This is a genomic window from Leeuwenhoekiella palythoae (assembly GCF_900130045.1).
Lineage (GTDB): Bacteria > Bacteroidota > Bacteroidia > Flavobacteriales > Flavobacteriaceae > Leeuwenhoekiella > Leeuwenhoekiella palythoae.
This window is the reverse complement of record NZ_FQXT01000009.1, coordinates 1-25,765: the sequence shown is the minus strand read 5'-3', so window position 1 is coordinate 25,765 and position 25,765 is coordinate 1. Positions and strand designations below refer to the sequence as shown.

The window sequence follows — 25,765 nt, the reverse complement described above, 5'->3', positions numbered from 1 at the left end:
CATAAGTAAATCATTTTTTAAAGGTATAAACGCAAACTGTCCAAAGGGTTTGGGCAGCATTTTTAATCATCTAAATTTTAGAGTTATGAGTACACTAAGAAATCAAGTTCAGTTAATCGGAAACGTAGGGCAAGAGCCTACATTAACGACCCTAGAAAGCGGTAAAAAAGTGGTGCGCTTTTCACTGGCGACCAATGAATTTTACAAAAATGCCAAAGGCGAAAAAACACAGGATACCCAGTGGCACACCATTGTGGCGTGGGGCAAAACGGCCGAGCTTATTGAGAATTATGCACCCAAGGGCAAAGAACTGGCATTAACCGGAAAACTGAAATCCAGAAGCTATACCGATACTGCCGGGCTTAAGCGCTATGTTACTGAAGTAGAAGCTTCCGAAATTGTATTACTGGGTAGCAAATCCGAGTAAATCACTTAAAAAAGAGGGCGAAGATGTTCCACTATTAACGCCCTCTAATTATTCACTTTAAATAACTTAAAATGAGCGCACAAAGTAAACAATTAATAGAACAGCTACAAGGGTTTTGTGGGAGTGCAACCTGCTACCAAATTCCTATGCTACGCACCAAATATACCGAGGGGATTAAATACCTCACAGAACAAGCCCAATGTCACTGGCTAGTTACGGACACCGCAGTAATGTGTAAAAGCCTTAAAAACAAGAGCAACTTTATTGTGATTCTTTTTAAACGCAATCCTAAGAGCGTACAAGAGCGAACTCATAAAGAGGCTAAGATCACCTATGCTGATGGCAACGGAACTATTCTATTGGAACAGGAATACGAGTACACCGACTTTCCTTTAGATGAACTACGACTGTTTTTTGTAGATGATATGTTGATGCTCCCTAATGAATATTAAATCCTAGAAACTATGGAAACACGTATCAATGAAATAAGTCTTAGTTATAGACCAAAACGCAAGGCGGAGCATTGGCCACAAATTAGTTCTTCTTCACTGGCTGCCCACGTGATTTATCAGAACTGGGACCAAAACACTATTGCCGTTTATGAATCCTTTAAAATCGTATTGCTTAATAATAGCAATAAAGTAAAAGGTATTTATCAGATATCTGCAGGAGGAATCACAGGCACCTTAGTGGATCTTAGATTGCTTTTCGCAGTAGCCTTAAAATCTTTATCCGTAGCACTAATCTTAGCACACAACCACCCGAGTGGAACCCTAAGACCTAGTGAAGCCGATAAGCAATTGACCCGTAAAATAAAAGCAGGTGGCGACTTTTTAGACATCAAAATTTTAGATCATATCATCATCAATCCCACAGGAGACTACTACAGTTTTGCTGATGAAGGGATTTTGTAAAAACAGCTAACCGTATCAAAGGTCTCTAACTAGTTAGAGGCCTTTTTTTGTGAAATATCGATAAGAGTTTTGTAAAAATAAAGTATCTTTAAAAGGCTGGATCACAGCAACTAAATTATGTAGGTGTATCCTTTTTTTGACTTTCGCTGATAACCTACCTATACCATTTTACATACCTGGAATTATTTCCTCAACGCAAGCAATGGACCATTTTAATGCAATCGAAAATGGAATCCGTTGGTTTGAAATTTTGTTCGCCTGGGGCGAACGAAAAGGAAAAGCAAGAGGGTAACCCGCTACGCGAGGTTACAAGACATTCTTATCTGCGCTAATCCCAATAAAATTAGCGGGTAAGCGTGTTTTGTTAGCATTGTATTCTAAAGGTCAACCGGGTGTTTTTAATGGAAAAATGCAGTGACCCCAATAAACACCACAAAAAAATCACGGAAAAATGGATAAAGGATATGAAAAAGAGCGGTTTGTCAACTTGAGCATCAAGGAATCTGTAGCACGAGATTTTCGAGTCTTCAGTAAAAAGTTATCCAGCTCGCAGTCGATGGCCTTACGAGAAATGCTTGATTTTTTTCAAGTCAATGAACTCTCGCCAAACGAACGCTTAGGTCCCTCAGGAAGAACTATGGAGGCCAACCTTAAAAAGCGTATTAATGCGGTTATTGCCATTATACGCGATATCGAAAAGACACAAACTAAACCTACCAACGCCATGCTGCAGTCCCTTTTTGAATTGGAGCCGCAAAAGGAAAAGCCCCTGATTGTAGAAAAGAAATATGCTCAGGATTCAAAGCAACCTCGATTTCGAGAAAAACAAAAAGAAGATTAACCTAAAAACGATTCCTATGTACATCAGCATATCACCCCAAAAACAAGGCGGCAATTACCCGAAAAGTTCTGGTGGGTTTGTAGCCTATCTGGAAAAGGAAAATGAAGAAGACATCAATATGCAAAAAGAGTTCTTTTTTAATCAGGACGAAGAGCATATCACTCCAGAACAAGTGGTCCAAGCAATAGATCAAAACACTGCCAAACTGAAAGCTAAAGAGCCCAAGTTTTATTCTATTACCTTAAGTCCATCACAACGTGAGCTTGGTCAACTTCAAAACAGTAGTAAAGACTTGAAAGCATATACGCGTGCCGTGATGAAGGATTATGTGACTTGTTTCAATCGAGAGCTTGATGGGCGTCCAATCGCCATTAAAGACATTTTGTATTTTGCTAAAGTAGAACATCAGCGTACCTATAAAGGTACAGATATACAAGTTCGAGAGAATCAGCCTTACGCTACAAAAATTCTTAAGCTCCATTCGGAAATTCGTAAGATCAGGCAGGGGAGTGCACAGGGAAGGATTGAAGATCTAGCTAGGGAAGTTGCACGTCTTGAACAACAAGCCCCACATCAGCAAAATGGTAAGCGTATCATTCAAGGTATGCCTAAAGCCGGAAATCAAAGTCACATTCATATTATAGTGAGTAGAAAAGATGCATCCAACACCATCAGCCTTTCTCCGGGAAGTAAATACAAAGCCTCTCAAACTAATTAAAATGCAACAAATAACTGTAAGAAAAATAACAACAGCCAACATCATTGAACTTCAAAACATTGGGAAACTGACTTTTGCCGAAACATTTTCATCAGAAAATAGCGAAACAAATATGAAAGAATATTTGGAGAACGGATTTTCAACCGAAAAACTGACAGAAGAATTGACCGACCAAAACTCTGAATTTTACTTTGCGGAACTTGATGGAAAAACAATCGGTTATTTAAAAGTAAACGTTGGACAATCCCAAACTGAAATAAAAGACCATAACGCACTCGAAATTGAACGCATTTATGTGCTAAAAGAATTTCACGGAAAAAAAGTCGGGCAAATTCTTTATAACAAAGCCATTGAATTAGCGAAAGATAAAAATGTGGAATTTGTTTGGTTGGGAGTTTGGGAACAAAACCCAAGAGCCATTCGATTTTATGAAAAAAATGGATTTGTGGCATTCGACAAACACGTTTTCAAACTCGGAAATGACGAACAAGCCGACATAATGATGAAACTGAAAATGGAATAAAGCCAGCGGCTAACAATGGTAACCGTTGCACAAGACTGTAAAAGGTAACATTACGAACATAAATAAGCCGCTTTAAGCGGTTTTTCTTTTTTGGATCATCTGGATTTAGACGAAATTCAGAACTCTTAAAACCGATGTATCGATGTTTGTTAGTCTGTTTTTCAGCAAAAAAAAAGGAAGCGAGCATTCCTGCTCCGCTTTTCGCTCGTTTTTGGGTGAACTTGAGGTATTTTTTGAGGTTGTAGGCTATGGCGGAGAGCTGCATATGTATGCTTCCCTTTTTTGTATGCTTCCCTAAAAACAGGACAGTTGTAAAAAATATCATCACATTATCGAACGTACCAATTCAGGTTCGTCCATAGCATATTTTTTCTTATAGTGATGAAGGATCAAACCAAGTAGGAGGAGTATGGTTTGTAGCTAAAAAAGAGGGTTACTCAGATGGTGAGTTTGGAATGTTTTGTACTGCATTTTATCAATATCTTACAGTTAGATACGCAGACGAATTTGCTGTTGATCCAAATTATTGTATCGCAGTTGATATTTCAAGGGCAAAAGACCTTAGCTATACCGAGATTCTAAAAAGTGGGACTTCAGAAATTTTACTTAACACCATAACTGATCTTAATGAACTACTTTAAATAATTAAATTCATTTCATCATGGGAATTAAACGAGGACCTAAACATATTGCTAAATTGACAGGGCAGCCCGACCGTAGACAGCACGACAATAAAGGTACGCCCGGAAATACGCCTTGCTTAAAACCGCACAAACATAAGAAGGGAGATTAGATAGGCAATTAGTCCTGTTACTTTGTGCTTTCTTTAATATAGGAGTATGGATTAAAACCTTATTTTCAGATTAAGTCAAATAACCTGTATATGCTACTCAACCAATTACCACCGGGAACTCAAAATCCAGATGATAACTTTCCTGTAGATTTTAAGGATCCTTTTGAAGTCATCGTTTTTGTAATACTTCCCATGCTGATTATTATTGGGTATATTCTCTGGAAAAGAAAGCGAAAAAAAAGAAAAGATTAGAGATATCTCTTCCAATTTACTCATTTAAGATACGGGTGCAAACTAAGAGGCTCTTTCTTTAAATTTAGAAAAGGAATATAGTATTGTTAAATAATTTTTCAATCTTTAGGCTAAAGTTCTAGTAAAGCCCTTTAAATATTTTATAGTGATGGATGTAAGGGTGAGAGATATTTCGTCTAATCTACACACAGTAGGGTGTGGGAAAGAGGCATTTCTTTAAAGTTGACGCCGCTATCTTTCTTTTTTTCTAATATTTTTAAGTACCGTTTTTTAGTTCTCTCCTAGATTGTTCTTACGGCTTTCCAGACCTTTACTTATTTTTTTGAAAATTGATCTTCTCAACCCTAATGGTATTCAGGTCACATTCTAAATGATACAGTTCCGTCGGGAAAATCTGTAGCGGTATTTCTGGGTCATGTGGTATTTTACCAAACTTGTATTGGGGCAGAATAGTACAACCTCAGTTGTGTTTTTGATTTCATGGAATTAGCGTAGTCTTTTAGCAGGGGTTAAATCATTCTCTTCCAAGGAAAATATTCCAGCATTGGGATATGCTTAGACAATTTGGTTTATATTAGTTTTCTTAACTATAGAATACTCAATTATGCGTGGTGGAAATTAACTCGCTGGATTGAGGAAAATGAGTTACAAAATGATGAAGAAATAAGTCAGTTCCAAAATTGGTGGTACGCTACACTCGAAATACAATTACATTGAAGAAGCTTGTTAAGAAAGTAAATTTTTATATTATGAGAATGGGGCTTTAAGAAGTAGTTATCAATGGCAAAAAAAATAGAGGTCAAGGTTTAGTGTCCGTACCTCTACTAATTATGAAAAAATGTCAAATACAATGTTTTTGACACTACACAAGAACTACGTGATAATGAGAATACGATTGCAGCAATTCTTGGGAACAATAGATATTCTGCTATCCGGCAAGAATTTTTTCATATATAATTAAAAACTTAGAGTTTTGGAAAATATGACTTGGGTTCGAGAGCAAGAAGAATTTTATAAAGCACAAATAAAGCTTAATATGCTGCAGGCGATGGATACCGTTGAATCCATTACTATTCCTAAAGCTTCTAGTGATGGATACGCCGGCGTCGAATACTTTAAAGAATTTAATTAGCGAGAGCTATATTTTCATTTTGTTATGTATCTTAACTCTTGAGTCAAATAGTAAACAACGTGCTCAATCCATCAAATTTGGATTTAGCACGTTAATTGATATAGCTATCTATTTTACTAGTTTTTGTATTCAGTGGCCTTTTGTTTAGAAGTTCCTAAGCCTTCAATACCCAATTCAACCACATCGCCGGGTTTTAAATAACGTGGGGGGTTAAAGCCCATTCCCACCCCAAAAGGAGTACCCGTAGAAATTATATCTCCCGGAAGAAGGGTCATAAACTGGCTGATGTAACTCACCACCTGTTGCACATTAAATACAAAGTCTGAAGTGTTGCTGTTTTGCAGTTGCTCTCCATTCAGTTTTAGCCATAAGTTGAGCTTGTTGGGATCTTTGATTTCATCTTTGGTAGCGATAAACGGACCTAGAGGCGCAAAGGTGTCGCAGCTCTTCCCTTTAACCCATTGCCCGGCACGCTCAATCTGAAAAGCCCGCTCGCTATAATCGTTATGCAGGGTATAACCGGCTACATAATCTAAAGCTTCGGCTTCACTTACATAGGAGGCCTTTTTGCCAATAACCACTGCAAGTTCCACTTCCCAATCGGTTTTCTCGCTGCCTTTGGGGATGATGACATCGTCGTTAGGACCCACGATGGCCGAAGTGGCCTTAAAGAACAAAATGGGTTCTTTGGGCACTTCCATTCCGGTTTCTTTGGCATGCGAAACGTAGTTAAGACCTATACATACAATTTTGGACGGTCTAACCAAAGGTGCTCCAAGTCGGGTTTCTGCGGAAACTTCCGGACAATTATCCTGTTCGCTGCTCAACCACGATTGTAAGCGATTAAGACCGTCATTTTCAAAAAAGGCTTCGGTGTAATCTTCGCCAAAAGCCGATACATCTATGCGTTTGCCCGAATCGAGTTGTACTCCGGGTTTTTCTTTTCCGGCTGCGCCGAAACGTATTAGTTTCATACTCTTCTAGTTAAAAAGTTATCCATTAAGTTTTATAAATCCGCCGTCAATCGGGAAGTCAGTCCCGGTGATGAAGGAGGCTTCATCAGAGGCGAGGTATAGCGCTAAATGCGCGATTTCTGCAGGTTTACCCATACGGCCCAAAGGTTGGGTTTTGGAGAGTTTTTCAAACATTTCCTTCTGATTGTCGGGGTAATTCTTGGCAATAAACCCGTCTACAAAAGGGGTGTGTACGCGGGCAGGGGAGATGCTGTTGCAGCGAATGCCCTGATCTACATAATCCTTGGCAATCGAGTAGGTCATCGTAAGCACTGCTCCTTTAGACATCGAGTAGGCAAAACGGTCTGAAATACCTACCGAAGAAGCAATAGACGCCATATTGATGATGACTCCGTTGTTGCCTTTCATATGTTTGATTACCGCTTTGACACAATTATATACTCCCTTTATATTGATCGAATAAATACGGTCGAGGTCGGCTTCTGTGGTGTTTTCGATATTTCCCACGTGGGCTACGCCGGCGTTGTTTACCAAAATGTCAATTTTGTTTTGGCTAGCGATATCGTCAACGATTTGCTGTATTTCTTCGGCTTTTGACACGTCGCATATTATATACTGAAGCTCTAAACCTTCGGCCTTAAAAGCTTCAACAACTTCTTTAGCCTGGGTTTCGTTAAAGTCCAGAATAACTACCCGGGCGCCGTTTTTGGCAAATGTTTCCGCGATAGCGCGGCCAATACCGCTGGCGCCACCGGTGACTAAAGCTGTTTTATGTGTAAGTTGAAATGGTTTCATAATCTTAGTTTTTTTGAGCGATTTCCTGCCAGATTGTACCTTTGGGAAACTCGTAATCTTTTAGCGAATCGGGTTTCATCGTGATGCTGTAACCCGGTAACTTCGGCGGCATATACGCGCCGTTTTTTATCACTACGGGATCAAAGAAATGTTCGTGCAGGTGATCTACATATTCAATAATGCGATTTTCTAGCGAACCGCTAATCGCAATATAATCAATCATTGATAAGTGCTGTACATACTCGCACAAGCCTACGCCACCGGCGTGTGGGCATACCGGAATCTCAAACTTGGCCGCCATCAGCAATACCGCAAGCACCTCATTTACACCGGCGAGCCTGCAGCTGTCTATCTGACAAATCTCAATAGCGCCTGCCTGCATCAGTTGTTTAAAGATCACCCGGTTTTGGCAGTGTTCTCCGGTCGCAACTTTAATAGGAGCAACTGCCTTTGTAATGGCTGCGTGGCCCAAAACATCGTCTGGGCTGGTGGGCTCCTCAATCCACCAGGGACTGAATTTTTTGAGTTCGGCCATATTTGCGATGGCTTCGGTTACATCCCATTTTTGATTGGCATCCATCATCAGCTTCAGGTCATCTCCTATTTCTTCTCGAATAATCTGAGCCCGGCGCATATCGTCTTTCAGGTCTTTGCCTACCTTGATTTTCATATGCTTAAAGCCTTCGGCTTTGGCTTCGCGGCACAATTTGCGCATTTTCTCATCGCTATAGCCTAACCAACCCGCAGAGGTGGTGTAGGCCGGATAGCCCTTTTGAAGCAACTTATCAATACGTTGCTGCTTGGTGCCTTCCAGTTTTCTAAGCATCGCTATCGCTTCGGCCGGAGTAATTGCATCTGTAATGTAAGTGAAATCAACACACGACACGAGTTCTTCGGCACTCATGTCAGCAAGTAATTTCCACAGAGGCTTTTCTTCTGCTTTGGCGTATAAATCCCAAACGGCATTGACCACAGCTCCGGTTGCCAGATGAATCACTCCTTTTTCGGGTCCTAGCCAGCGCAACTGACTGTCACCGGTAATCATTTTCCAGAACGCACCCATATTAGCTGTAAAAGAAGCTAGGGATTTGTTGAGAATAAGAGGCATTATCGAGTCAATAGCCGCCACACACAGCTCGTTACCGCGACCAATGGTAAAGGTAAGGCCGTGCCCTTCGAGTCCTTCCTGAGAAGTTTTTAGAATGACGTAGGCGGCAGAATAATCGGGGTCGGGGTTCATAGCATCTGAGCCATCCAGAAACTGACTGGTGGGAAACCGAACGTCTACAACCTCATAGCCGGTAATAATTACCTCTGTTTTCATATTTGAATGATTAAAGTGAACGTTTCAAATTTACCCAGGCTTGATTTTTTTTACCGAGCATTTCTTTACCGATGCTGATACTTTTTTTGCTTCCTGGTTTGATTAGGGCATTTTTGAGTGAATTTCCGCATATTCTTTTGGAGTTTTCCCCGTCACTTTTTTAAACTGTCGGTTAAAATTAGAAAGACTGTTGTAGCCCGAAGCAAAACCAATTTCGCTTACCCGTTCGTGCGGTTCCATCAACAGTCTGCAGGCGTAGCCAATACGAATCTCGTTGAGGTAGCGCATCAGGCTTTTTTTGTGAAACTTGCTAAACAACCTGCTAAAAGCCGAAGGATTCATCGGGATAAGTGCTGCCACATCTTCAAGGCTTATGCTTTCCCTAAAATTTTTGTAGAGGTATTCATACACCTTGTCAAAATTGCCTGCACCGGTGTTGTAAGCTTCGCTCAGGTAGCCCGCACCGGTGAGCGGATGATAGTCTAGCATGGCAAGTTCTTTTAAAAGCTGAAGCAGGCTGAGGCTGCGTTCAAAAGGTTCAAGATGCTTCAGGTTTTTGAGTTGTTCAGGCACTTCTGGCGGAATGTTTTTAAATACAAGACCGCGCTGTGCTGCCTGCAACAAGCGGGCAAGAATACGCATTTCGGGTCTGGTGAAAAAATCTGCTCCCAGAAAATCCTGTTTAAAATGTATGGCGATTGCACGGGCCTGAAATTCCTCATTTTCCTCCTTAAAATAAATAGGGTCGTTGAGCCACATATGCGGCAAATTAGGACCCAGAAGTACGAGTTCGCCGGGAGTAAATTTAGCAATCGAATCTCCAATAAAGCGGGTTCCTGTACTTTCTAATATCAGCACCAGTTCCAGTTCCGGATGATAATGCCAGATTTTCAGAAAATGCCGGTCGCGGGTATTATTGATAGTAAAGGAACAATCTTCGTGGCTTTGCCTGTCGAGTTTAATGAGTTTCATGGCGGCTGGTTAGGTGATTTGCAGGTTCTGTTTTCGGTAAGCGGCAGGAGTAATTTGAACTTGCTTTTTAAATATTTTACTAAAGTGGGGCAGGGTGTTAAAGCCAGTCTCAAAAGCTATATCCAGAAGCGTTTTATTGGTTGTAACAATAAGGTATTGGGCACGCTCTATACGTTTTTTATGAATGTAGGCCAGTGGGCGGGAGCCGGTATGTTCCAAAAAAATTCTGGAAAAATAATCTTTGTTTTGATTTACATAATCGGAGAGATCAGCAACGGTTAGGGCACTACCGAGATTGATCTGTATATAATTTATAGCATCTAGAACAGTAGATGGAATTTTGTTTAATTCCTCTTGTTTAAAGCGGGTCGATTCCAGAAAGCGCGAGAGCAGCAATAAAATTATACCCTGACTCTCAAACTGTACAGAGATGCGCATATTTCGGTTCAAATCCCGGTATTCTTTGTAATACGTTTCCTTCTCATACACTTTAGGATTATCAGACCGGTTAATTCCTCTTCCGGGATTGATTTTTATGAGCCTTTTGATGAGGTGCACGTCTGTATCCGAAGCTTTCAATTCCATCAAATCCCGGTTGTCCTTGAATTGAGAAATTCCGTCCGGGGTCTCTTCAAAAAATTGAATAAAATACTGACTCAAATAGGTATCGCATTTTAGGTTACAAAGTGTAAAGCTTGGAATCAGATAAAGATATCCGGGTTTTAAAACGAGTTTTTTGGACAGATTGGAAACTTCCCCAGCACCATCATCAATATAATACAGTCTGTAATAAGGACTGATTACGTTTTTATAATTCCATCGCGCATTGAGCTGAACATAATCGGCATTCAATAATGAATAAGAATGTGTATGGAGCATAATATTAAAGATGTTAAAATTTAATTACGTCTTATGTAAATCTTATTTAGATAAAAATAAGTCTGAAATGGATAAAATAAAGGTGTATGTTACAAATATATTTGAAATGTAATTAAGAACATTTATTTACTACGAAATCGTTTGATTTAAAAGTAAGATGTTAAAGGTTTACTTTTATTTTCTCAAATATAGAATAAACGATCGATTTATTTAGGAAATATGCAATTATCATATGTGATTATTGCATTGATTTTTAACAATTTTTTATGGCGAAAAAATTAGGCGTATATATTTAAGACGGAAATGAGTAAGAGGTAGTATTGCAATTGCATAAACTTAAAAACTAAAACAAATCAATTTAAAATGAATAAAAAACAAACTAGAGCAGGTCTTGGTGGCGACCGGATGCGGTTGAAGATTAAATCAGCAGTTCTGGTATTTTCATGCTTTTCTGGTCTTATTGCTCAGGCAGGCATTGAAGATAATCCGTTTGCGGAAAGTGCTATCCCCTGGGTAAATGACTCGTATGTGGTAAAAAATGATACCCATACTGTTTTTGGCAAGGAACAGCAGGAAATTACCGGTACTGTAACAGATCAGGATGGAAATCCGGTTATTGGGGTCAACGTGGTAGTAAAGGGCACTTCAACCGGTACGGTCACTGATTTTGATGGAAATTTTGCCATTAAAGCAGCAACTGACCAGATTTTGGTTTTCAGTTTTGTGGGCTTTAAGTCTCAGGAGGTGCCTATAGACGGAAGAACAAACTTGCAGGTAGTGCTGGAGGGAGATGTAAGTCAACTTGACGATGTGGTATTAATAGGTTATACCGAGCGTAAAGAATCTAATGTAACCAGTGCTGTTGCGACTATAAAGGCTGATGAGATTTCACGGGCTCCTGTAAGTAACCTTTCCCAATCGTTTGCAGGAAGACTTCCCGGTGTGGTATCTACCCAGCGTAGTGGAGAACCCGGTTACGATGGGGCAGGGGTTTCTATTCGTGGTTTTGGGAATGCATTGGTTATAGTAGATGGCGTTCCTCAAAACTATACCCAGTTAGATCCCAATGAAGTGGCAAGTATTACCATACTAAAAGATGCGGCCGCAGCGGTTTATGGGGTACGCGCTGCAAATGGGGTTATTTTGGTTGAAACCAAAAAGGGTAAATACGGAAAGCCTGTATTTAAATATGATGCTTACGTGGGTGTGCAGACACCTACCCGATATCCTGAGTTGACCAGTGCGGCAGATTTTGTGCTGCTCAATGACGAAGGGGAAATCAATCAGGGAAGATCTCCTGTGTACGGCAGAGAGGTCTATGAGCAATACAGAAACGGGGAATTGCCTTCTTATGATTGGTACGATCTTACTATTCGACAATACAGTCCTCAAACGCAGCATACCATAAGTGCGCAGGGAGGTACGGAGGATATCGATTATTATATGTCTGTAGGTATGTTTAATCAGGAAGGAATGTGGCGCACTAAAGACAATAATTATGAACGCTATAATTTCAGGTCTAAAGTGACTGGGCGATTCAGTGATAATTTTTCGGCAACAATGAATCTTTCCGGAAGAATTGAAAACCGAAATACCCCAGGACTGAGTGCGGCTAATATTATGTGGGGAATTCTTCGGGCGCATCCTACCTCAGGACCTTATGCCAATGACAATCCGGAATATTATAACGAGACTAACGTACCCTTTTTTCAACCTGTAGCTCTTTCTAATAGTGATGTTTCTGGTTATAATAGGGATAACTTTAACAATTTTACCGGAATTTTAAGCCTCGATTATAAAGTAAAACAAATAGAAGGCCTTTCGCTTAAAGGAATGTATTCCTATTTAAGGGAGTTTGCCCGTGTCAAGAACTGGAGTCCAGAGTTTGATCTTTATAATTACAACGCCGAAACCGATGCGTATAATGTGGGGTACACCGGTGGAAGTCCTACCCGCCTGACTGAAACCTTCAGGCAAAATACTGAAACACTGGCTCAATTTTCAATGAATTATAAGAGAACCTTTGGTGACAAACACACCTTTGAGGGGCTGGCACTTTTTGAGCAGCGGGAAAGCTACGGAGATGATTTTAATGCTTCCCGTGAATATTCACTCGATGCAGTACAATACCTATTTGCAGGTCTTGATGCCAATAAGAATAATAATGGAGGTGCGTATGAATTTGCCAGCCGTGGATTGGTAGGCCGTGCTTATTATGATTATGATGATAAATATATTCTTGAACTGGTATTCAGATATGATGGATCATCCCGTTTCCCTCAAGGATCACAATGGGGTTTCTTTCCTGCGGTTACCGCAGGGTGGAGAATCTCGGATGAAGGTTTTTTTAAAAACACTATAGATTTTGTAAACAATTTAAAACTAAGAGGGTCGTGGGGTAAAGTTGGGGATGACCAGGGCGCAAACTATCAGTTTGTAACCGGATTCACCTACCCATCAGGTAATTACATTTATGGAAATAACGTAGTTCCCGGTCTGGTAGAACGTGGTATTCCCAATCCAAATCTTACATGGTATGAGTCTACAACGACCAACTTGGGGCTTGATGCGGCACTCTTAAACTCTAAACTTACCTTACAATTCGATTACTTTTACAGACAACGAGATGGTTTACTCGCAACCCGCTTTTTATCACTGCCGGGAACCTTTGGAGCCTCTCTTCCTCAGGAAAACCTGAATTCGGACAGTGACCGAGGGTTTGAGCTAGTAGTAGGTACCAATCAGTCATTAGGTGATTTTCAATTTGATGTCAATGCAAATGTCACCTATACCCGTTCTAAATATGGTTATCAGGAACGAGCTCCATTTACCAGTTCAGAAAATGAATGGCGCCAGAAGGCCGAGGGACGCTGGAAGAACATCTGGTGGGGATATGAAGCTATAGGTCAATTTCAATCTCAGGAAGAAATCGATAACTGGGCGGTTGTGCAGGACGGTCAGGGTAACCGTTCTCTAAGACCTGGAGATATTAAATATCTCGATTATAACGGCGATGGAATCATTGACGGTGGGGATAATAAACCAATCGGAAGGGGAACAACCCCTGAAATCATGTTTGGAACAAACATCAATGTGTCTTACAAAAATTTTGATTTTTCAGTACTCTTTCAAGGAGCGGCAAACTTCAACTTTTACTTTACCGATGAATTTCAGAGTCCTATTTTTAACAACGCCAATTCTCTGGCTACCTTTATGGATAGATGGAGACGAGAGGATCCCTATGATCTGACCAGCGAATGGATTCCAGGTAAATATCCTGCTACAATTCCGTCAGGATCTCCCAATAATAAATACAATTCTTCCTTTTGGCTACAAAATGCAAATTACCTGAGGTTGAAAAACATCCAATTGGGGTATACACTGCCTAAAGGAGTATGCGAAACCCTGGGTATAACCAATGCCCGTGTTTATATCAACGGACTAAATGTATACACCTGGGATAAACTCAAGTATGCAAACGTAGATCCTGAAACACCCGGAGGGAACGGACTCTTTTATCCGCAGCAGCGCGTATGGAATACTGGTGTAAATGTTACTTTCTAAAAAAATAATGATGATGAAAAATTTTAAGATAAAAATGATATCCTGCCTGGTTCTACTTGGCATCTTTCATTCGTGTGATGATGACTTTTTAGACCGTCAACCCCTTAATATAATATCAGAATCAGATGTTTGGAACAGTTTGACGGGGGTAGAGGCCTATTTGGTCACTCTATATAACAACATGCAAACCGAAGATTTCAATTACAATGGTATTATTGATTATCAAGGATATTTACCTTTTGTAACCGATATCTGTTTACGAGCAAAAACCTGGGGTACGGTAAGTAATGTTTCTATTATGCCATCAAACGCTTACGGATGGTGGGGTTATGGCCAGGTAAGACAGGCAAATTTGTTCCTTGAAAACATAGATGATGCATCTATCAGTCAGGATCAAAAGGTGATTTTAAGAGGAGAAGCCCGCTTTATTCGTGCCTTTTATTACTTCTCTATGGTGAAGCGATATGGAGGTGTGCCTATTATTGAAGATGCCCAGCAATTTACAGGAGATAATCTGGCAGAATTACAGGTTTCGAGAAATAAGGAGCAGGAAGTATACGACTGGATTGCCAGTGAGCTTGATCTGGCTATAGCTGATTTACCTGCTACACGTGGTAGCGATGATAAATTCAGGGCTACTAAATGGGCTGCATATGCGCTCAAATCAAGAGCGATGCTCTATGCTGCTTCTTCTGCAAGATACGCAGGTGTACAGCTTAATGGGTTAATAGGTATCCCTTCGTCTGAAGCAGAGCGCTATTACACAGCAGCAAAAAATGCTTCAAAAGCCATTATGGATTCTGAGCAATACACATTATTTGATGAGTCTGACGATAAAGCCCAGAACTTTTACGATTTGTTTATGGGAGACGGTACCAATTCTGAAATGATCTTTGTGAAAGCCTTTAAAGCTCCGGACAAAACGCATAGCTTTGACTTTTTCAATACTCCGCACAGTTTCCGTATAGATTGGGGAAGTGGTTATAATCCTACCGTTGATCTTGTACAGGATTATGAATACATAGATGGAAGCGAAGGCACGCTGCGTGTAAATGATGCGAATGGTAACCCCATTAAGTATCAGAATCCTGCAGATCTGTTTGAAGGGAAGGATCCTCGCTTTTTTGCCACGGTACTTTATCCTTTTGCACCCTATCAGGGAGGAATAGTAGAAGTGCGTGCAGGGATTATAGATAACGGTCAGACCATTACAGCCGGTAATTTAACCGATTTATACGGGCAGGGAAGCGAAGCTGTAACGATTATGGGAAAAGATGGCCCTTCGGCAAATTCAGATCCTACAAAAACCGGGTTTTACTTGCATAAATTTATAAATGATTCCCAGCAGGTCCCTGACGGGCGTTCTGAAACTCCCTGGCCAATATTCCGATATGCTGAAGTCCTTCTTAACTATGCCGAGGCTACCGTAGAGCTTGGGGAAAATGGACTGGCTTTAGACGCTATTAATCGCATAAGAACCCGTGCGGGCATTGCTTCTTTAGAAAATGTCGACCGGGATAAAATACGTCATGAGCGTAAAGTAGAACTCGCATTTGAAAACCACAGATTTTGGGATTTAAGAAGATGGCGTAATGGGACAGAGATCCTTAATAATACGCAGCCCCTTGCTTTAAATCCTTACCTGATTTGGGAAGATAAAACCTACATTTTTAGCATTGATAATGCGCCAAGACAGCCCAGGACGTGGACTGAACAAATGTATTGGGAAGCTATTCCGGGCAACGAAATCAGCACGAACCCAAATATGATTCAAAACCCATTATATTAAGAACTATGAAAACCTTTCAAAATATATCCATAAAGTTATGCTTCGTTCTAGCTCTAGGTTATGGAGTAGTATCTTGTGAATACGATAATTTCGATGAACCACAGACAACCATTCAGGGACGTATCGTTGATGCCTCTGGAAATTTGGTTCCCACGCAGCAGCCTAACGGAACGCGTATAAGACTCTATGATCAGGCTTATGAAAATGTACAACCTATCGCACTTTGGGGAATGCCAGATGGCACCTATGAATACACGAGGATTTTCTCCGGAAGTTACAAGGTTATTGCGGACGGGCCTTTTTTCCCCATCGATACCCTTCTTACAAACATTCAGGATGTTGAAAATCTGGATATCGAAGTGGTACCGTTCCTTAGCTTAAGCAATATTAGCGCAGAGGAGAATGGAAGTGATGTGGAAGTGACGTATTCTATATCCAGAACTCAGGTAGTAGGTAAGATCAACAAATTAGCGGTCTTTGTAAACACGACCCCATTTGTGGATTCTAATAATTTTATCAATACTAATGCGGAGTCCGATGTGAGTGGGATGAGCGATGACGAACTATTAAACAACGTTCAACAGAAAGTAATCTCTGGTTTGGAACCGGGAGAAAAATATTACATCAGGGCTGCCGCACGCGCAGCAAACTCAGGGAATTACTATAACTATTCAGAAATGATAGAACTGGAGCTTTAACGATAGCTTTTTATTTAAAAGCCGATAAGTGTATTAAAATAATAATAAGCTTGTAAATTAACCATATGAAACGTAGAAATGCCTTAAAACTTGGTGCAGCCGCAGCCGCGGGTTTATACCTAAACCCCATGCTGGCACGCGCTAATTTTTTTAATCCTGAACAAAAGGGACCATTTAAGCCAAACTGGGATTCCCTTTCTAAATATCAGGTGCCTGAGTGGTTTCGCGATGCCAAGTTTGGTATGTGGGCACATTGGGGCCCTCAGTGTGAGCCCGAATCTGGCGACTGGTACGCCCGCGGAATGTATCAGGAAGGTACGTGGCAGTACAAATCACATATTGAAAATTACGGGCATCCTTCAAAATTTGGATTTAAAGACGTGATCCATATGTGGAAGGCAGACCAATGGAATCCGCAGGAACTCGTAGATCTGTATAAGAATGCGGGAGCCAAGTATTTTATGGCGATGGCCAATCACCATGATAATATGGATTTATGGGACAGTACCTATCAGCCTAATTGGAATTCGGTTAAAATGGGTCCTAAAAAAGATATCATTGCCGGCTGGGAGCAAGCAGCACGTAAAGCAGGCTTGCCTTTTGCGCTAAGTGTTCACGCCGCTCACGCCTGGAGTTGGTATGAGCCTTCCCAGCGTGCAGACAAAAACGGTCCTTTGGCCGGTGTTCCCTATGACGGGAATCTCACTATTGAAGACGGCAAGGGTACCTGGTGGGAAGGTATTGATCCGCAGGAATTGTATGCTCAAAATCATCCCTTAAGTGAAGACAGCTATGACAATGGTAAGATACACAGCCAGTGGAACTGGGGCAATGGAGTTACTCCGCCTTCAGAACAATATTGCGATAAATTCTACAACCGTACGATTGAATTGATAGACAAATTTAATCCAGACCTGCTATACTTTGATGACACCGCGCTGCCCTTGTGGCCGGTAAGTAATGTAGGTCTTGAGATTGCTGCCTATATGTACAACAAGTCCCTTGATAAGAAAGGAAATCCACAGGCTGTGATAACCGGTAAAATTCTCGATGAGGAGCAGCGTAAGGCTTTGGTTTGGGATATTGAAAAGGGTCAGAGCAATGAGATTGAGCCCTTACCCTGGCAGACCGATACCTGTATTGGGAGTTGGCATTACGATAAAGGCATTTACCGTGATAAACGCTATAAATCTGCCAAACAGGTCATACACAGTCTCATTGACGTAGTTAGTAAAAATGGAAACCTGATGCTCAATATTCCGGTTAAGGGAGACGGGAGCATTGACGAGTTAGAGCGTGCCATTGTTGAAGAGATAGGGGAGTGGATGCGTCTCAACGGAAAGAGTATTTACGGCACACGTCCCTGGAAGATTTTTGGAGAAGGACCCCAACAGGAAAGTGCAGCAGCTTTGACGGCTCAGGGTTTTAATGAAGGTAAAGGCAAGCCTTATTCGTCTTCCGATTTTAGGTTTGTGACCAAAGGGGATAGACTCTATGCGACCGTTATGAGCTGGCCCGAAAACGGCAAAGTGCTTATCAACGCCTTGCGTTCAGATTCTCCTTACCTAAACAAATCCATCAAAAAGGTGAAGCTAGTGAGTACCGGTAAAAAATTAAAATTTAAGCAAAACGCTGAGGGGCTTGAAGTGTATTTTCCGCAGGAAAAACCGGCTGCTTCCTATGCTAATCCTTTAGAAATCAAATACTAGATTAAATTACACTATGAATTATATAGTTTGTGAAGAACCCGGAACCTTTTTATTAAAAGAACAGGATATTCCGAAGCCTAAAGCAGGAGAGTCACTGTTGCGCATCCGTAAAATAGGTATTTGTGGTACCGATATTCACGCCTTTGGCGGCACCCAGCCGTACTTTAATTACCCAAGAGTTTTAGGTCACGAGATTGCCGCAGAATATGTAGAAGGTAGCGCTGTAGGTTTTAATACAGGGGATGCAGTGAGTTTTATTCCGTATTTCAGCTGTGGAAGTTGTGTCGCCTGCCGCAACGGTCTGACCAATTGTTGTACCTCAATCAAGGTTTTTGGGGTACATATTGACGGCGGTATGGCAGAGTATGTAGTTGTACCTGATGGGTATCTGTTGCACGGTGAAGGTCTTGATTTTGATGAGCTCGCACTCGTGGAGCCTCTGGCCATTGCCGCTCACGGGGTGCGACGGGCTGGAGTGCGTGAGGGAGAAACGGTTTTGGTTATGGGGGCAGGCCCTATTGGTATTGGCTTGATTAAGTTTGCACAGCAGGCAGGAGCACAAGTCATTGCCCTTGATGTCAACGAGCATCGCCTTGATTTTTGTAAAGACGAATTGGGTGTCTGGCAGACTTTAAACCCGATGAATGCTGATGTTATGGAGCGTTTGGCAGAAATCACAAACGGCGATATGCCTACCGTAATCATTGATGCAACCGGTAATCGCAATGTGATGAACAGTGCATTTCAATATCTGGCCCACGGTGGTCGCTACGTTTTGGTAGGCTTACAAAAAGGCGAATTGAGCTTTAGCCATCCCGAGTTTCACAAGCGGGAATCTACCCTGATGAGTAGCCGCAATGCTACCCGTGAAGATTTTCAATATGTTATTGAAAGTATTAAGAGCGGTACCATCAACCCGAAAAAATACATCACACACCGTATCGCTTTTAAAGATTTGCCATCGGGCTTTGAGGATTTATTGGCCCCTGAAAATAACGTGATTAAAGCATTGGTTGAGATCAATGACTAACTTAGCAATATGATCATAGACACGCATCAACATTTTTGGCAATACAACCCGGTCAAGCACAGCTGGATTGATGACGAGATGGCCGCGATACGCCGAGATTTTATGCCTCAGGATTTACAACCGGTTTATGAAGAACACGATATTACCGGCTGCATCGCGGTGCAGGCAGATCAAACCCTTGAGGAAAACACGTTTTTACTGAATCTCGCTTCAGATTATGATTTTATCAAAGGGGTAATAGGTTGGGTAGATTTTCAAAGCGATGCCGTACAGAAGGATCTGAATTATTATGCTGAAATGCCTCTGATGAAAGGCTATCGCCATGTCTTACAGTCCGAGGCTGACAACTCTTTTTTGCTGCGAAAATCTTTTTTAAATGGAATCTCAAAGCTGAAAAATACCGGAGCGGTGTATGAAATCCTTGTTTTTTCGCATCAGCTTCCGGCAGTGCTCGAATTTGTGAAACTTTTTCCCGAGCAACAATTTGTGATTGATCACATTGCTAAACCGTATATCAAAGCAGGTTATATTGACGCCTGGGCTTTGCTGATGAAAGCTATTGGCAGCTACGAAAATGTAAGCTGCAAGATTTCAGGCATGGTTACTGAGGCTGATTATAAAATCTGGAAACCTATAGATTTAATGCCGTATATGAACGTGGTTTTGGAGGCTTTTGGTCCTAATCGAATCGTTTACGGTTCAGACTGGCCGGTATGCCTGGTTGCCGGGAGTTATGCTCAGGTTCTTAGTGTAGCCCAAGCCTTTTCGGGTCAACTTTCTAAAGACGAACAAGAACTTTTTTTCTATAAAAATGCCCAGCGCATTTATACATTATAATTCATGAATTTAAATTTAAAAGATAAAATAGTTGTGGTAACCGGTTCTGCCGGAATGCCCGGAAGCATAGGCCATAGCATCGTTTTTGCTCTGGCGGAAGAAGGTGCAATCCCCGTTTTGCTGGACCGAAATGCCCGTGGTTTTGAGTATGAAGCCCAGTTGCGGGAACAAGGATTGGATAGTACGTTCTATCAAACCGATCTTTCTGATGCCCAGCAAATCAAAAACTCCATCGAACAACTTTCGGCTAAATATGGGCGAATAGATGCTATTATTAATAATGTGGGTGTAAATGACGGCGTTTCGCTTGAAGGTTCGCTTGACGATTTTATGTATTCGCTGAAGTTAAACCTTGTGAGTTTTTATGCCACTGTAAAGTATGCCCTGCCTTTGCTGAAAGCAAGTAAAGGAAACATTTTAAACGTAGGCTCAAAAGTAGCGATCACGGGTCAGGGCGGGACTTCAGGCTATGCTGCCGCTAAAGGAGGCGTACTGGGATTAACCCGCGAGTGGGCGGTAGATCTTATTAAATATGGTATACGCAGTAATGCACTTATCATTGCCGAAAGCTATACTCCGGCTTATGAAAACTGGATTGAAACGCTTGACAATGGTGCAGAAAAGCTGCAGGCGATACGCAATACGATACCGCTGGAAAACCGAATGACCAGCACGCAGGAAATCGCAGATACCGTCTTATTCACCATTTCTGAAAAATCATCGCATACCACCGGTCAGTTTCTCTTTGTTGACGGAGGTTATGTACATCTGGATCGCGCGTTGCTTCCGGCCAAATAATCAATTATGAAAAATCAATCTAAAGTGCCGGTAGTGGCCAAATCGGTTTTACTGCCATTTATTCTCATCACCTCGCTTTTTGCTTTGTGGGGTTTCGCAAACGATATAACCAACCCTATGGTTTCTGCATTTAAGAAAGTGTTGGAGCTTGACAACTTTCAGGCCTCTCTAGTTCAGCTGGCCTTTTACGGCGGCTATTTTACGATGGCTTTACCCGCGGCAATTTTTGTAAACCGCTATTCTTATAAAAAAGGAGTATTGGTGGGACTTGGTCTGTATGCTGTGGGAGCTTTATTGTTTTACCCTGCTGCGGCTTATGAAGAGTTTGGTTTCTTTCTTTCTGCGCTTTATATTCTGACTTTTGGTCTGGCGTTTTTAGAAACCACAGCAAATCCGTACATTCTTTCAATGGGCGCCGAAAAAACCGCAACCCAGCGTCTCAATCTGGCCCAGGCTTTTAACCCGATGGGCGCATTGCTCGGTCTGATTGTGGCTCAAAAATTCATTTTAGCTTCGCTACAATCAGACGATTTATTACCTGACGGAACCACGGTCTATTCGACACTTAGTGAGGAGGCTAAGGCTGTTGTGCGTACAGCAGATTTGGCGGTAATACGCGATCCGTATGTGTTGCTGGGGATTGTGGTTATTGGCTTTTTGGTTGTAATCAGTCTGGTAAATATGCCCCAAAACGCGCATCAGGAAAGTAAAGTGAAGATAGGCGGATCAATCAAACGGCTTTTCAAGTCCCGCAAATTCACCGGCGGAGTGATCGCGCAGGCTTTTTATGTAGGCGCGCAAATCATGTGCTGGACGTATCTCTATCAGTATGCAGAATCTTTTGGCATTGAAAATACCAAAGCGGTAAACTACGGGATCGCTGCTCTGGTTGTTTTTCTCATCGGCAGATGGGTAGGAACCGCATTGCTAAAGTATGTAGACTCGGGGAAACTGTTATTGTTTTTTGCCATAGGAGCAGCGCTCGCTACTTTGATTACGATTATAGTACCGGGTATGACAGGCCTAATCGCATTGGTGAGTATTTCATTTTTTATGTCCATAATGTTTCCCACCATTTACGGGATTGCTTTAGAAGGGCAGGGGGAAGATGCTAAGTTTGGCGCAGCCTTTCTGGTTATGGCCATTGTGGGGGGGGCTCTGATGCCCACACTTCAGGGTCTGATTCTCGATTTAGGTGGAGCTGGTTATACCGATATCAGCATTTTGGGAGTCCCTGAGGTCAATTTTTCTTTTATTCTGCCTTTTATCTGCTTCATGATTATTGGGATTTATGGAAGAGATGTTTACAGAAAATACAATTTGAACTATTAATAAATGAATTCAACAACATATTGTTACGCTTGTGATCTTAAGGATGATGAAAAGCTTATAGCAGATTATAAAAAATACCATAAGGCTGTTTGGCCGGAGATTATCAAGAGTATAAAAGATTCAGGAATTTTAAAAATGCAGATATATCATTGCTATAATCGATTATTTATGATCACGGAAGTTTCAGAATCATTTGATTTAGAGCGTAAACAAAAAATGGATAAAGAAAATCCTATAATACAGGAATGGGAGCAATTAATGTGGAAGTATCAACAAGCATTGCCCAAAGCAAATCCTGATGAAAAATGGATTTTGATGGATTGTATTTTTAAAATATAGTTTAGACGTTTATTATAAAGTGTGTGTTACGTTTAAATGAAAGGAGCTCTCATAGAGAGCTCCTTTAAAATAAAATATAGCAATTGAAAAACTAGATAATTCATATTATCATTGAATAAATGGAGAATTTCAAATACTAAAACCCTATAAATCTTTAAGATCACTCTTTTTACTGAAAGGGATTAAAATTTGTACATAGAATTTTACTTGTCAAATATTATGATTAAATACACAATATTATAGGATATAGTTAAAAATTAAATTATTCTCATTCTACTGAGCTTCTCCCATATTTATGTACTGGTCATAACTAGAGAATCTGGGCTATTTTCATTGATTTCAATGTATTCATTGGGTTACATGTCACCCAATGAGCTGTGTGGTCTAAACCCGTTATAGTCTTCCCTCCAAATATCGAACTTTTCTTGAGCATCTTCCAAAGAGAAGAACCAGTTTGTATTTAAACATTCATCTCTGAAAGACCCATTGAAGCTTTCTATAAAGGGATTATCAGTAGGTTTTCCGGGTCTTGAGAAGTCTAGTTCCACATTGTTCTCATAAGATCTTTTATCCAATACTTTACTGATAATGTATGCTTACATTTCAACTTAAACAATATCCCAGCTTTGACGCAGTAATAAAATTACTTTTGTAGTTTAAAAAATAAATTTTATAAATTTAGTATGTTGAATTAGAGTATTTACAATAAAACTAACATAGATTTATCGATGATAAATTTTAAAAGATTAGCATTTAAACTGTTTTTTTTATACTTTTTGTTTGCTTGTAAGGATGAAACTACGAAATTAAAGAATAGTTTTAATTTACCTCAAACAAACATCTCAAATCCTATTGTTGATGGCTATTATGCAGACCCTTCTATAATAATAGAAAATGGTAAATTCTATATATATGCTACTAAAGATCCTTGGGGAAAAGATGATTTAGCTTTTTTAGAATCTTCAGATTTTAAGAGTTGGAAATTAAAAAAAATAAACTGGCCTACTAAAGAAGACTGTACCAGTCCTACTTCAAACGGATCAATGGTCTGGGCACCTTCTGTTGTTAAAGCTAAAAATGGGAATTATTATATGTATGTTTCTGTAGGTAGTGAAGTCTGGGCTGGAGTGGCTACAAGCCCCGGAGGACCTTGGAAAAATGCAATGGATGATAATACACCTCTGATTACACAAGATCTATTTCCGGATTATCATATGATAGATGCGGAAGCATTTATCGATGATGACGGGCAAGCTTATTTATATTGGGGCTCTGGGCTGAATTGGATGAACGGTCGTTGTTTTGTGGTTAAGCTCAAAAAAGATATGATCACATTTGATGGAGAGATAATGGATGTTACACCAGAAAATTATTTCGAAGCTCCAGCAATGATAAAAAGAAATGGTATCTACTATTTAATGTATTCTGACGGAAAAGTGATTGAAGACACCTACAAAGTGCGTTATGCAATAGGAGATAATCCATTTGGTCCATTTAAGGAGGCTGAAACAAGCCCTATCTTAAGTACGGCTTCAGATTCTATAACCTATAGCCCGGGGCATCATACGGTGTTTTCGAAAGGAGGGCAGAATTATATCCTCTACCATAGGCATTCTGCAAACTCACCGCAATCAACAGGTTTGCTTCGAGAATTGTGTGTTGATAGTTTAAACTTTACTAAAGACGGACTTATTAAAAATGTCAAACCCTCAGGTATAGCTTCCTTTTAATCCTAAATAATAGATTGGGTTAATTGGTATATAGGATTTTTAATAAATGTACATATTTGATAATTCCTATTTTGAAACTCCTCATAGATCCTATGAAGTGTTTAGGGTATTTTTGAGCTCTGCCTGATAGGCTTACAATTGCTTAGCTATAAATTTTTTAAGTTCATGGTTTAACATCACTGTTATTAAGGCTCATACCTTTTTTCTATAGCAAATCTGGCAAACCCTGCCAGATAGTTATTGGCAAACGCTCCCTGATATAATTGTATCGAAATCATTCTAATTACGGAGTAAAATTGGCTTCGAACTCGCTTGAAGTGTTACCGGCATCAACTAATTAAAATAGGGTTTTTTTAAGCAATGCTTTAGCAATTGTATTCTCATTACCTCGGCCACTAATGTATATTCTAATTAAGAGTTTTTCTGAATTATTTTGGTTCCATCAATAAAACAGCAGTTGATAACTTTCCTAAATTACTATTGAAACTGAGTTGAGTAGTACCTGTTCTGCGATAGTATCAAGATTACCTTTTACTTGAATCATTAAATTAGGACAGACTTAATTTTAGCAATTATTTGCCAGTAACATTTTCAGCAATTAAATCATTTAAGAAAAAGTAGATTAGTTGTAAAAAAACGCCTTTTTTTTCACCAGAAACAATTTAAAAAAACTCAAAAAACTCTCGTTTTTATGCGCTGCCATAGCTTCACCAGGGCTATGGTTGCAATCAGCGTGAGTAACGTTAGGATGCTGGCTTGGGTATAATACCCGTAAATCCAGTATCCGGTGCTAAAGAGCGCACCATATATTGTCACACAACCTACTAATGTGGCTAAAATTCCCGCAGGAACAGACCATTTCTGATTGGTCATAACTAAAGCAGCACCTTGGGCGCGTGCTTTAATTATAATTTTCTCCCAACCGGGACCACCGGGTTGTGTTTGTTTATAAAAATCAAATAAGGTTTTATCCTTTTCAGGACGTGTCAAGAAGGTGACTGCTAACCAAACAATTGACGTTAAGAGCACTACAACAGGATAGGTTGACCAGTTAGGTAAAATACCATCTGCTTCGGCGGTACCAAAGAGCACCACTCCTAAAGAAGTAAAGTTGAAAAGAATGGAAATAATTCCTGAAGAGAACATTGCAGAGATCTCACTCCACGCGTTGATTCTCCACCAAAACCAACGTAGAATAAATATCAATCCGGTACCTGCTCCAAACATCAAGATAATATTGAAGAGTTGGTATGCATTAGTCAATAGTAACGCAACCCCAGAACTCACCACCATCAACAGCACTGTTGAAATTCGGCCTACATTTACCAGTTCTTTTTGAGAGGCTTTCGGTTTAACATAGCGCGCGTAAAAGTCATTTACTACGTACGATGAACC

Annotated in this window: 23 protein-coding genes and 3 pseudogenes; 19 read left to right on the top strand and 7 right to left on the bottom strand. The window is 40.5% G+C overall.

Annotation, left to right across the window (positions count from 1 at the left end; all coding sequences use genetic code 11):
* Window positions 1–85 precede the first annotated feature (85 nt).
* The 9 genes and pseudogenes from BUA96_RS16945 (at window position 86) to BUA96_RS17340 (ending at window position 5,600) form a co-directional block, all read left to right on the top strand.
* Window positions 86–427, top strand: a complete 342-nt coding sequence (locus BUA96_RS16945) for a single-stranded DNA-binding protein (protein WP_072985189.1) — start codon at window positions 86–88, stop codon at window positions 425–427.
* A gap of 71 nt (window positions 428–498) precedes the next feature.
* Window positions 499–879 (top strand): DUF6876 family protein, encoded by a 381-nt coding sequence (locus BUA96_RS16940; RefSeq protein WP_072985187.1) that lies wholly within the window; start codon window positions 499–501, stop codon window positions 877–879.
* Between the two features lie 12 nt (window positions 880–891).
* On the top strand, window positions 892–1,341 hold the full coding sequence (locus BUA96_RS16935) for a JAB domain-containing protein (protein WP_072985185.1): 450 nt from the start codon (window positions 892–894) through the stop codon (window positions 1,339–1,341).
* Between the two features lie 451 nt (window positions 1,342–1,792).
* Complete coding sequence (locus tag BUA96_RS16930; protein WP_175546511.1) at window positions 1,793–2,182, top strand: BfmA/BtgA family mobilization protein; 390 nt, start codon at window positions 1,793–1,795, stop codon at window positions 2,180–2,182.
* Window positions 2,183–2,198: 16 nt separating this feature from the next.
* A pseudogene (mobB, locus tag BUA96_RS16925) lies at window positions 2,199–2,891 on the top strand (MobB family relaxase); the annotation flags it as partial.
* Window positions 2,892–2,901: 10 nt separating this feature from the next.
* Entirely contained in the window at window positions 2,902–3,423 is a 522-nt protein-coding gene (locus tag BUA96_RS16920; protein ID WP_072985183.1) for a GNAT family N-acetyltransferase, read from the top strand.
* 661 nt (window positions 3,424–4,084) lie between these two features.
* Window positions 4,085–4,216 carry a hypothetical protein gene (locus BUA96_RS17445; RefSeq protein ID WP_262490518.1) on the top strand — a complete coding sequence of 44 codons (132 nt, stop codon included), beginning with the start codon at window positions 4,085–4,087 and terminating at the stop codon, window positions 4,214–4,216.
* Between the two features lie 90 nt (window positions 4,217–4,306).
* Window positions 4,307–4,468, top strand: a complete 162-nt coding sequence (locus tag BUA96_RS16910; protein ID WP_072985179.1) for an adenylosuccinate synthetase — start codon at window positions 4,307–4,309, stop codon at window positions 4,466–4,468.
* Window positions 4,469–5,441: 973 nt separating this feature from the next.
* Window positions 5,442–5,600 (top strand): hypothetical protein, encoded by a 159-nt coding sequence (locus BUA96_RS17340; RefSeq protein ID WP_164916953.1) that lies wholly within the window; start codon window positions 5,442–5,444, stop codon window positions 5,598–5,600.
* 116 nt (window positions 5,601–5,716) lie between these two features.
* Here the strand turns inward: BUA96_RS17340 and BUA96_RS16905 are convergent, their stop codons facing one another.
* From BUA96_RS16905 to BUA96_RS16885, 5 genes are all read right to left on the bottom strand, one after another.
* Window positions 5,717–6,574, bottom strand: coding sequence for a fumarylacetoacetate hydrolase family protein (locus BUA96_RS16905; protein ID WP_072985178.1), 858 nt, complete (start codon window positions 6,572–6,574; stop codon window positions 5,717–5,719).
* 18 nt (window positions 6,575–6,592) lie between these two features.
* Complete coding sequence (locus tag BUA96_RS16900) at window positions 6,593–7,369, bottom strand: SDR family NAD(P)-dependent oxidoreductase (protein ID WP_072985176.1); 777 nt, start codon at window positions 7,367–7,369, stop codon at window positions 6,593–6,595.
* A 4-nt stretch (window positions 7,370–7,373) separates the two neighbouring features.
* The gene (locus BUA96_RS16895; RefSeq protein WP_072985174.1) at window positions 7,374–8,693 is read right to left on the bottom strand and encodes an L-fuconate dehydratase; all 1,320 of its coding nucleotides are present in this window, start codon (window positions 8,691–8,693) and stop codon (window positions 7,374–7,376) included.
* Between the two features lie 102 nt (window positions 8,694–8,795).
* On the bottom strand, window positions 8,796–9,665 hold the full coding sequence (locus BUA96_RS16890) for an AraC family transcriptional regulator (protein WP_072985172.1): 870 nt from the start codon (window positions 9,663–9,665) through the stop codon (window positions 8,796–8,798).
* Window positions 9,666–9,674: 9 nt separating this feature from the next.
* Window positions 9,675–10,544, bottom strand: a complete 870-nt coding sequence (locus BUA96_RS16885) for a helix-turn-helix domain-containing protein (protein ID WP_072985170.1) — start codon at window positions 10,542–10,544, stop codon at window positions 9,675–9,677.
* Window positions 10,545–10,907: 363 nt separating this feature from the next.
* Here BUA96_RS16885 and BUA96_RS16880 point away from each other — a divergent pair, with 363 nt between their 5' ends.
* The 9 genes from BUA96_RS16880 to BUA96_RS16840 all read left to right on the top strand — a co-directional run bounded on the left by BUA96_RS16880 (window position 10,908) and on the right by BUA96_RS16840 (window position 22,640).
* Window positions 10,908–14,108: a SusC/RagA family TonB-linked outer membrane protein gene (locus BUA96_RS16880; RefSeq protein WP_072985168.1), complete on the top strand. Its 3,201-nt coding sequence runs from the start codon at window positions 10,908–10,910 to the stop codon at window positions 14,106–14,108.
* A gap of 13 nt (window positions 14,109–14,121) precedes the next feature.
* Entirely contained in the window at window positions 14,122–15,897 is a 1,776-nt protein-coding gene (locus BUA96_RS16875; protein WP_072985191.1) for a RagB/SusD family nutrient uptake outer membrane protein, read from the top strand.
* 5 nt (window positions 15,898–15,902) lie between these two features.
* A complete protein-coding gene (locus tag BUA96_RS16870; RefSeq protein WP_072985166.1) occupies window positions 15,903–16,595 on the top strand; it encodes a DUF3823 domain-containing protein in 693 nt (230 codons plus the stop codon).
* Window positions 16,596–16,660: 65 nt separating this feature from the next.
* On the top strand, window positions 16,661–18,304 hold the full coding sequence (locus tag BUA96_RS16865) for an alpha-L-fucosidase (RefSeq protein ID WP_072985164.1): 1,644 nt from the start codon (window positions 16,661–16,663) through the stop codon (window positions 18,302–18,304).
* 13 nt (window positions 18,305–18,317) lie between these two features.
* Complete coding sequence (locus BUA96_RS16860; protein ID WP_072985162.1) at window positions 18,318–19,334, top strand: zinc-binding alcohol dehydrogenase family protein; 1,017 nt, start codon at window positions 18,318–18,320, stop codon at window positions 19,332–19,334.
* Window positions 19,335–19,343: 9 nt separating this feature from the next.
* Complete coding sequence (locus tag BUA96_RS16855) at window positions 19,344–20,171, top strand: amidohydrolase family protein (protein ID WP_072985161.1); 828 nt, start codon at window positions 19,344–19,346, stop codon at window positions 20,169–20,171.
* 3 nt (window positions 20,172–20,174) lie between these two features.
* Window positions 20,175–20,969 (top strand): SDR family oxidoreductase, encoded by a 795-nt coding sequence (locus BUA96_RS16850; protein WP_072985159.1) that lies wholly within the window; start codon window positions 20,175–20,177, stop codon window positions 20,967–20,969.
* A 6-nt stretch (window positions 20,970–20,975) separates the two neighbouring features.
* The gene (gene fucP / locus BUA96_RS16845; protein WP_072985157.1) at window positions 20,976–22,301 is read left to right on the top strand and encodes an L-fucose:H+ symporter permease; all 1,326 of its coding nucleotides are present in this window, start codon (window positions 20,976–20,978) and stop codon (window positions 22,299–22,301) included.
* Between the two features lie 3 nt (window positions 22,302–22,304).
* On the top strand, window positions 22,305–22,640 hold the full coding sequence (locus BUA96_RS16840; protein WP_072985155.1) for an L-rhamnose mutarotase: 336 nt from the start codon (window positions 22,305–22,307) through the stop codon (window positions 22,638–22,640).
* Between the two features lie 356 nt (window positions 22,641–22,996).
* Here the strand turns inward: BUA96_RS16840 and BUA96_RS16835 are convergent.
* Window positions 22,997–23,227, bottom strand: a pseudogene (locus BUA96_RS16835) (integrase core domain-containing protein); the annotation flags it as partial.
* Window positions 23,228–23,368: 141 nt separating this feature from the next.
* Between BUA96_RS16835 and BUA96_RS16830 the strand changes: the two are divergent.
* Window positions 23,369–24,370, top strand: a complete 1,002-nt coding sequence (locus BUA96_RS16830; protein WP_072985153.1) for a family 43 glycosylhydrolase — start codon at window positions 23,369–23,371, stop codon at window positions 24,368–24,370.
* A gap of 672 nt (window positions 24,371–25,042) precedes the next feature.
* Here BUA96_RS16830 and BUA96_RS16825 read toward each other — a convergent pair.
* Window positions 25,043–25,765 (bottom strand): annotated as a pseudogene (locus BUA96_RS16825) (Na+:solute symporter); the annotation flags it as partial.

What these genes read in the sequence shown, in the direction of transcription:
- BUA96_RS16875 (WP_072985191.1), top strand. Translation starts at nt 14,122, where the DNA reads ATGAAAAATTTTAAGATAAAAATGATATCCTGCCTGGTTCTACTTGGC.
- BUA96_RS16935 (WP_072985185.1), top strand. Translation starts at nt 892, where the DNA reads ATGGAAACACGTATCAATGAAATAAGTCTTAGTTATAGACCAAAACGC.
- BUA96_RS16850 (WP_072985159.1), top strand. Translation starts at nt 20,175, where the DNA reads ATGAATTTAAATTTAAAAGATAAAATAGTTGTGGTAACCGGTTCTGCC.
- fucP (WP_072985157.1), top strand. Translation starts at nt 20,976, where the DNA reads ATGAAAAATCAATCTAAAGTGCCGGTAGTGGCCAAATCGGTTTTACTG.
- BUA96_RS17445 (WP_262490518.1), top strand. Translation starts at nt 4,085, where the DNA reads ATGGGAATTAAACGAGGACCTAAACATATTGCTAAATTGACAGGGCAG.
- BUA96_RS16860 (WP_072985162.1), top strand. Translation starts at nt 18,318, where the DNA reads ATGAATTATATAGTTTGTGAAGAACCCGGAACCTTTTTATTAAAAGAA.
- BUA96_RS16930 (WP_175546511.1), top strand. Translation starts at nt 1,793, where the DNA reads ATGGATAAAGGATATGAAAAAGAGCGGTTTGTCAACTTGAGCATCAAG.
- BUA96_RS16910 (WP_072985179.1), top strand. Translation starts at nt 4,307, where the DNA reads ATGCTACTCAACCAATTACCACCGGGAACTCAAAATCCAGATGATAAC.
- BUA96_RS16870 (WP_072985166.1), top strand. Translation starts at nt 15,903, where the DNA reads ATGAAAACCTTTCAAAATATATCCATAAAGTTATGCTTCGTTCTAGCT.
- BUA96_RS16840 (WP_072985155.1), top strand. Translation starts at nt 22,305, where the DNA reads ATGAATTCAACAACATATTGTTACGCTTGTGATCTTAAGGATGATGAA.
- BUA96_RS16920 (WP_072985183.1), top strand. Translation starts at nt 2,902, where the DNA reads ATGCAACAAATAACTGTAAGAAAAATAACAACAGCCAACATCATTGAA.
- BUA96_RS16830 (WP_072985153.1), top strand. Translation starts at nt 23,369, where the DNA reads ATGATAAATTTTAAAAGATTAGCATTTAAACTGTTTTTTTTATACTTT.
- BUA96_RS16905 (WP_072985178.1), bottom strand. Translation starts at nt 6,574, where the DNA reads ATGAAACTAATACGTTTCGGCGCAGCCGGAAAAGAAAAACCCGGAGTA.
- BUA96_RS16885 (WP_072985170.1), bottom strand. Translation starts at nt 10,544, where the DNA reads ATGCTCCATACACATTCTTATTCATTATTGAATGCCGATTATGTTCAG.
- BUA96_RS16865 (WP_072985164.1), top strand. Translation starts at nt 16,661, where the DNA reads ATGAAACGTAGAAATGCCTTAAAACTTGGTGCAGCCGCAGCCGCGGGT.
- BUA96_RS16900 (WP_072985176.1), bottom strand. Translation starts at nt 7,369, where the DNA reads ATGAAACCATTTCAACTTACACATAAAACAGCTTTAGTCACCGGTGGC.
- BUA96_RS16855 (WP_072985161.1), top strand. Translation starts at nt 19,344, where the DNA reads ATGATCATAGACACGCATCAACATTTTTGGCAATACAACCCGGTCAAG.
- BUA96_RS16880 (WP_072985168.1), top strand. Translation starts at nt 10,908, where the DNA reads ATGAATAAAAAACAAACTAGAGCAGGTCTTGGTGGCGACCGGATGCGG.
- BUA96_RS16890 (WP_072985172.1), bottom strand. Translation starts at nt 9,665, where the DNA reads ATGAAACTCATTAAACTCGACAGGCAAAGCCACGAAGATTGTTCCTTT.
- BUA96_RS16895 (WP_072985174.1), bottom strand. Translation starts at nt 8,693, where the DNA reads ATGAAAACAGAGGTAATTATTACCGGCTATGAGGTTGTAGACGTTCGG.
- BUA96_RS16945 (WP_072985189.1), top strand. Translation starts at nt 86, where the DNA reads ATGAGTACACTAAGAAATCAAGTTCAGTTAATCGGAAACGTAGGGCAA.
- BUA96_RS16940 (WP_072985187.1), top strand. Translation starts at nt 499, where the DNA reads ATGAGCGCACAAAGTAAACAATTAATAGAACAGCTACAAGGGTTTTGT.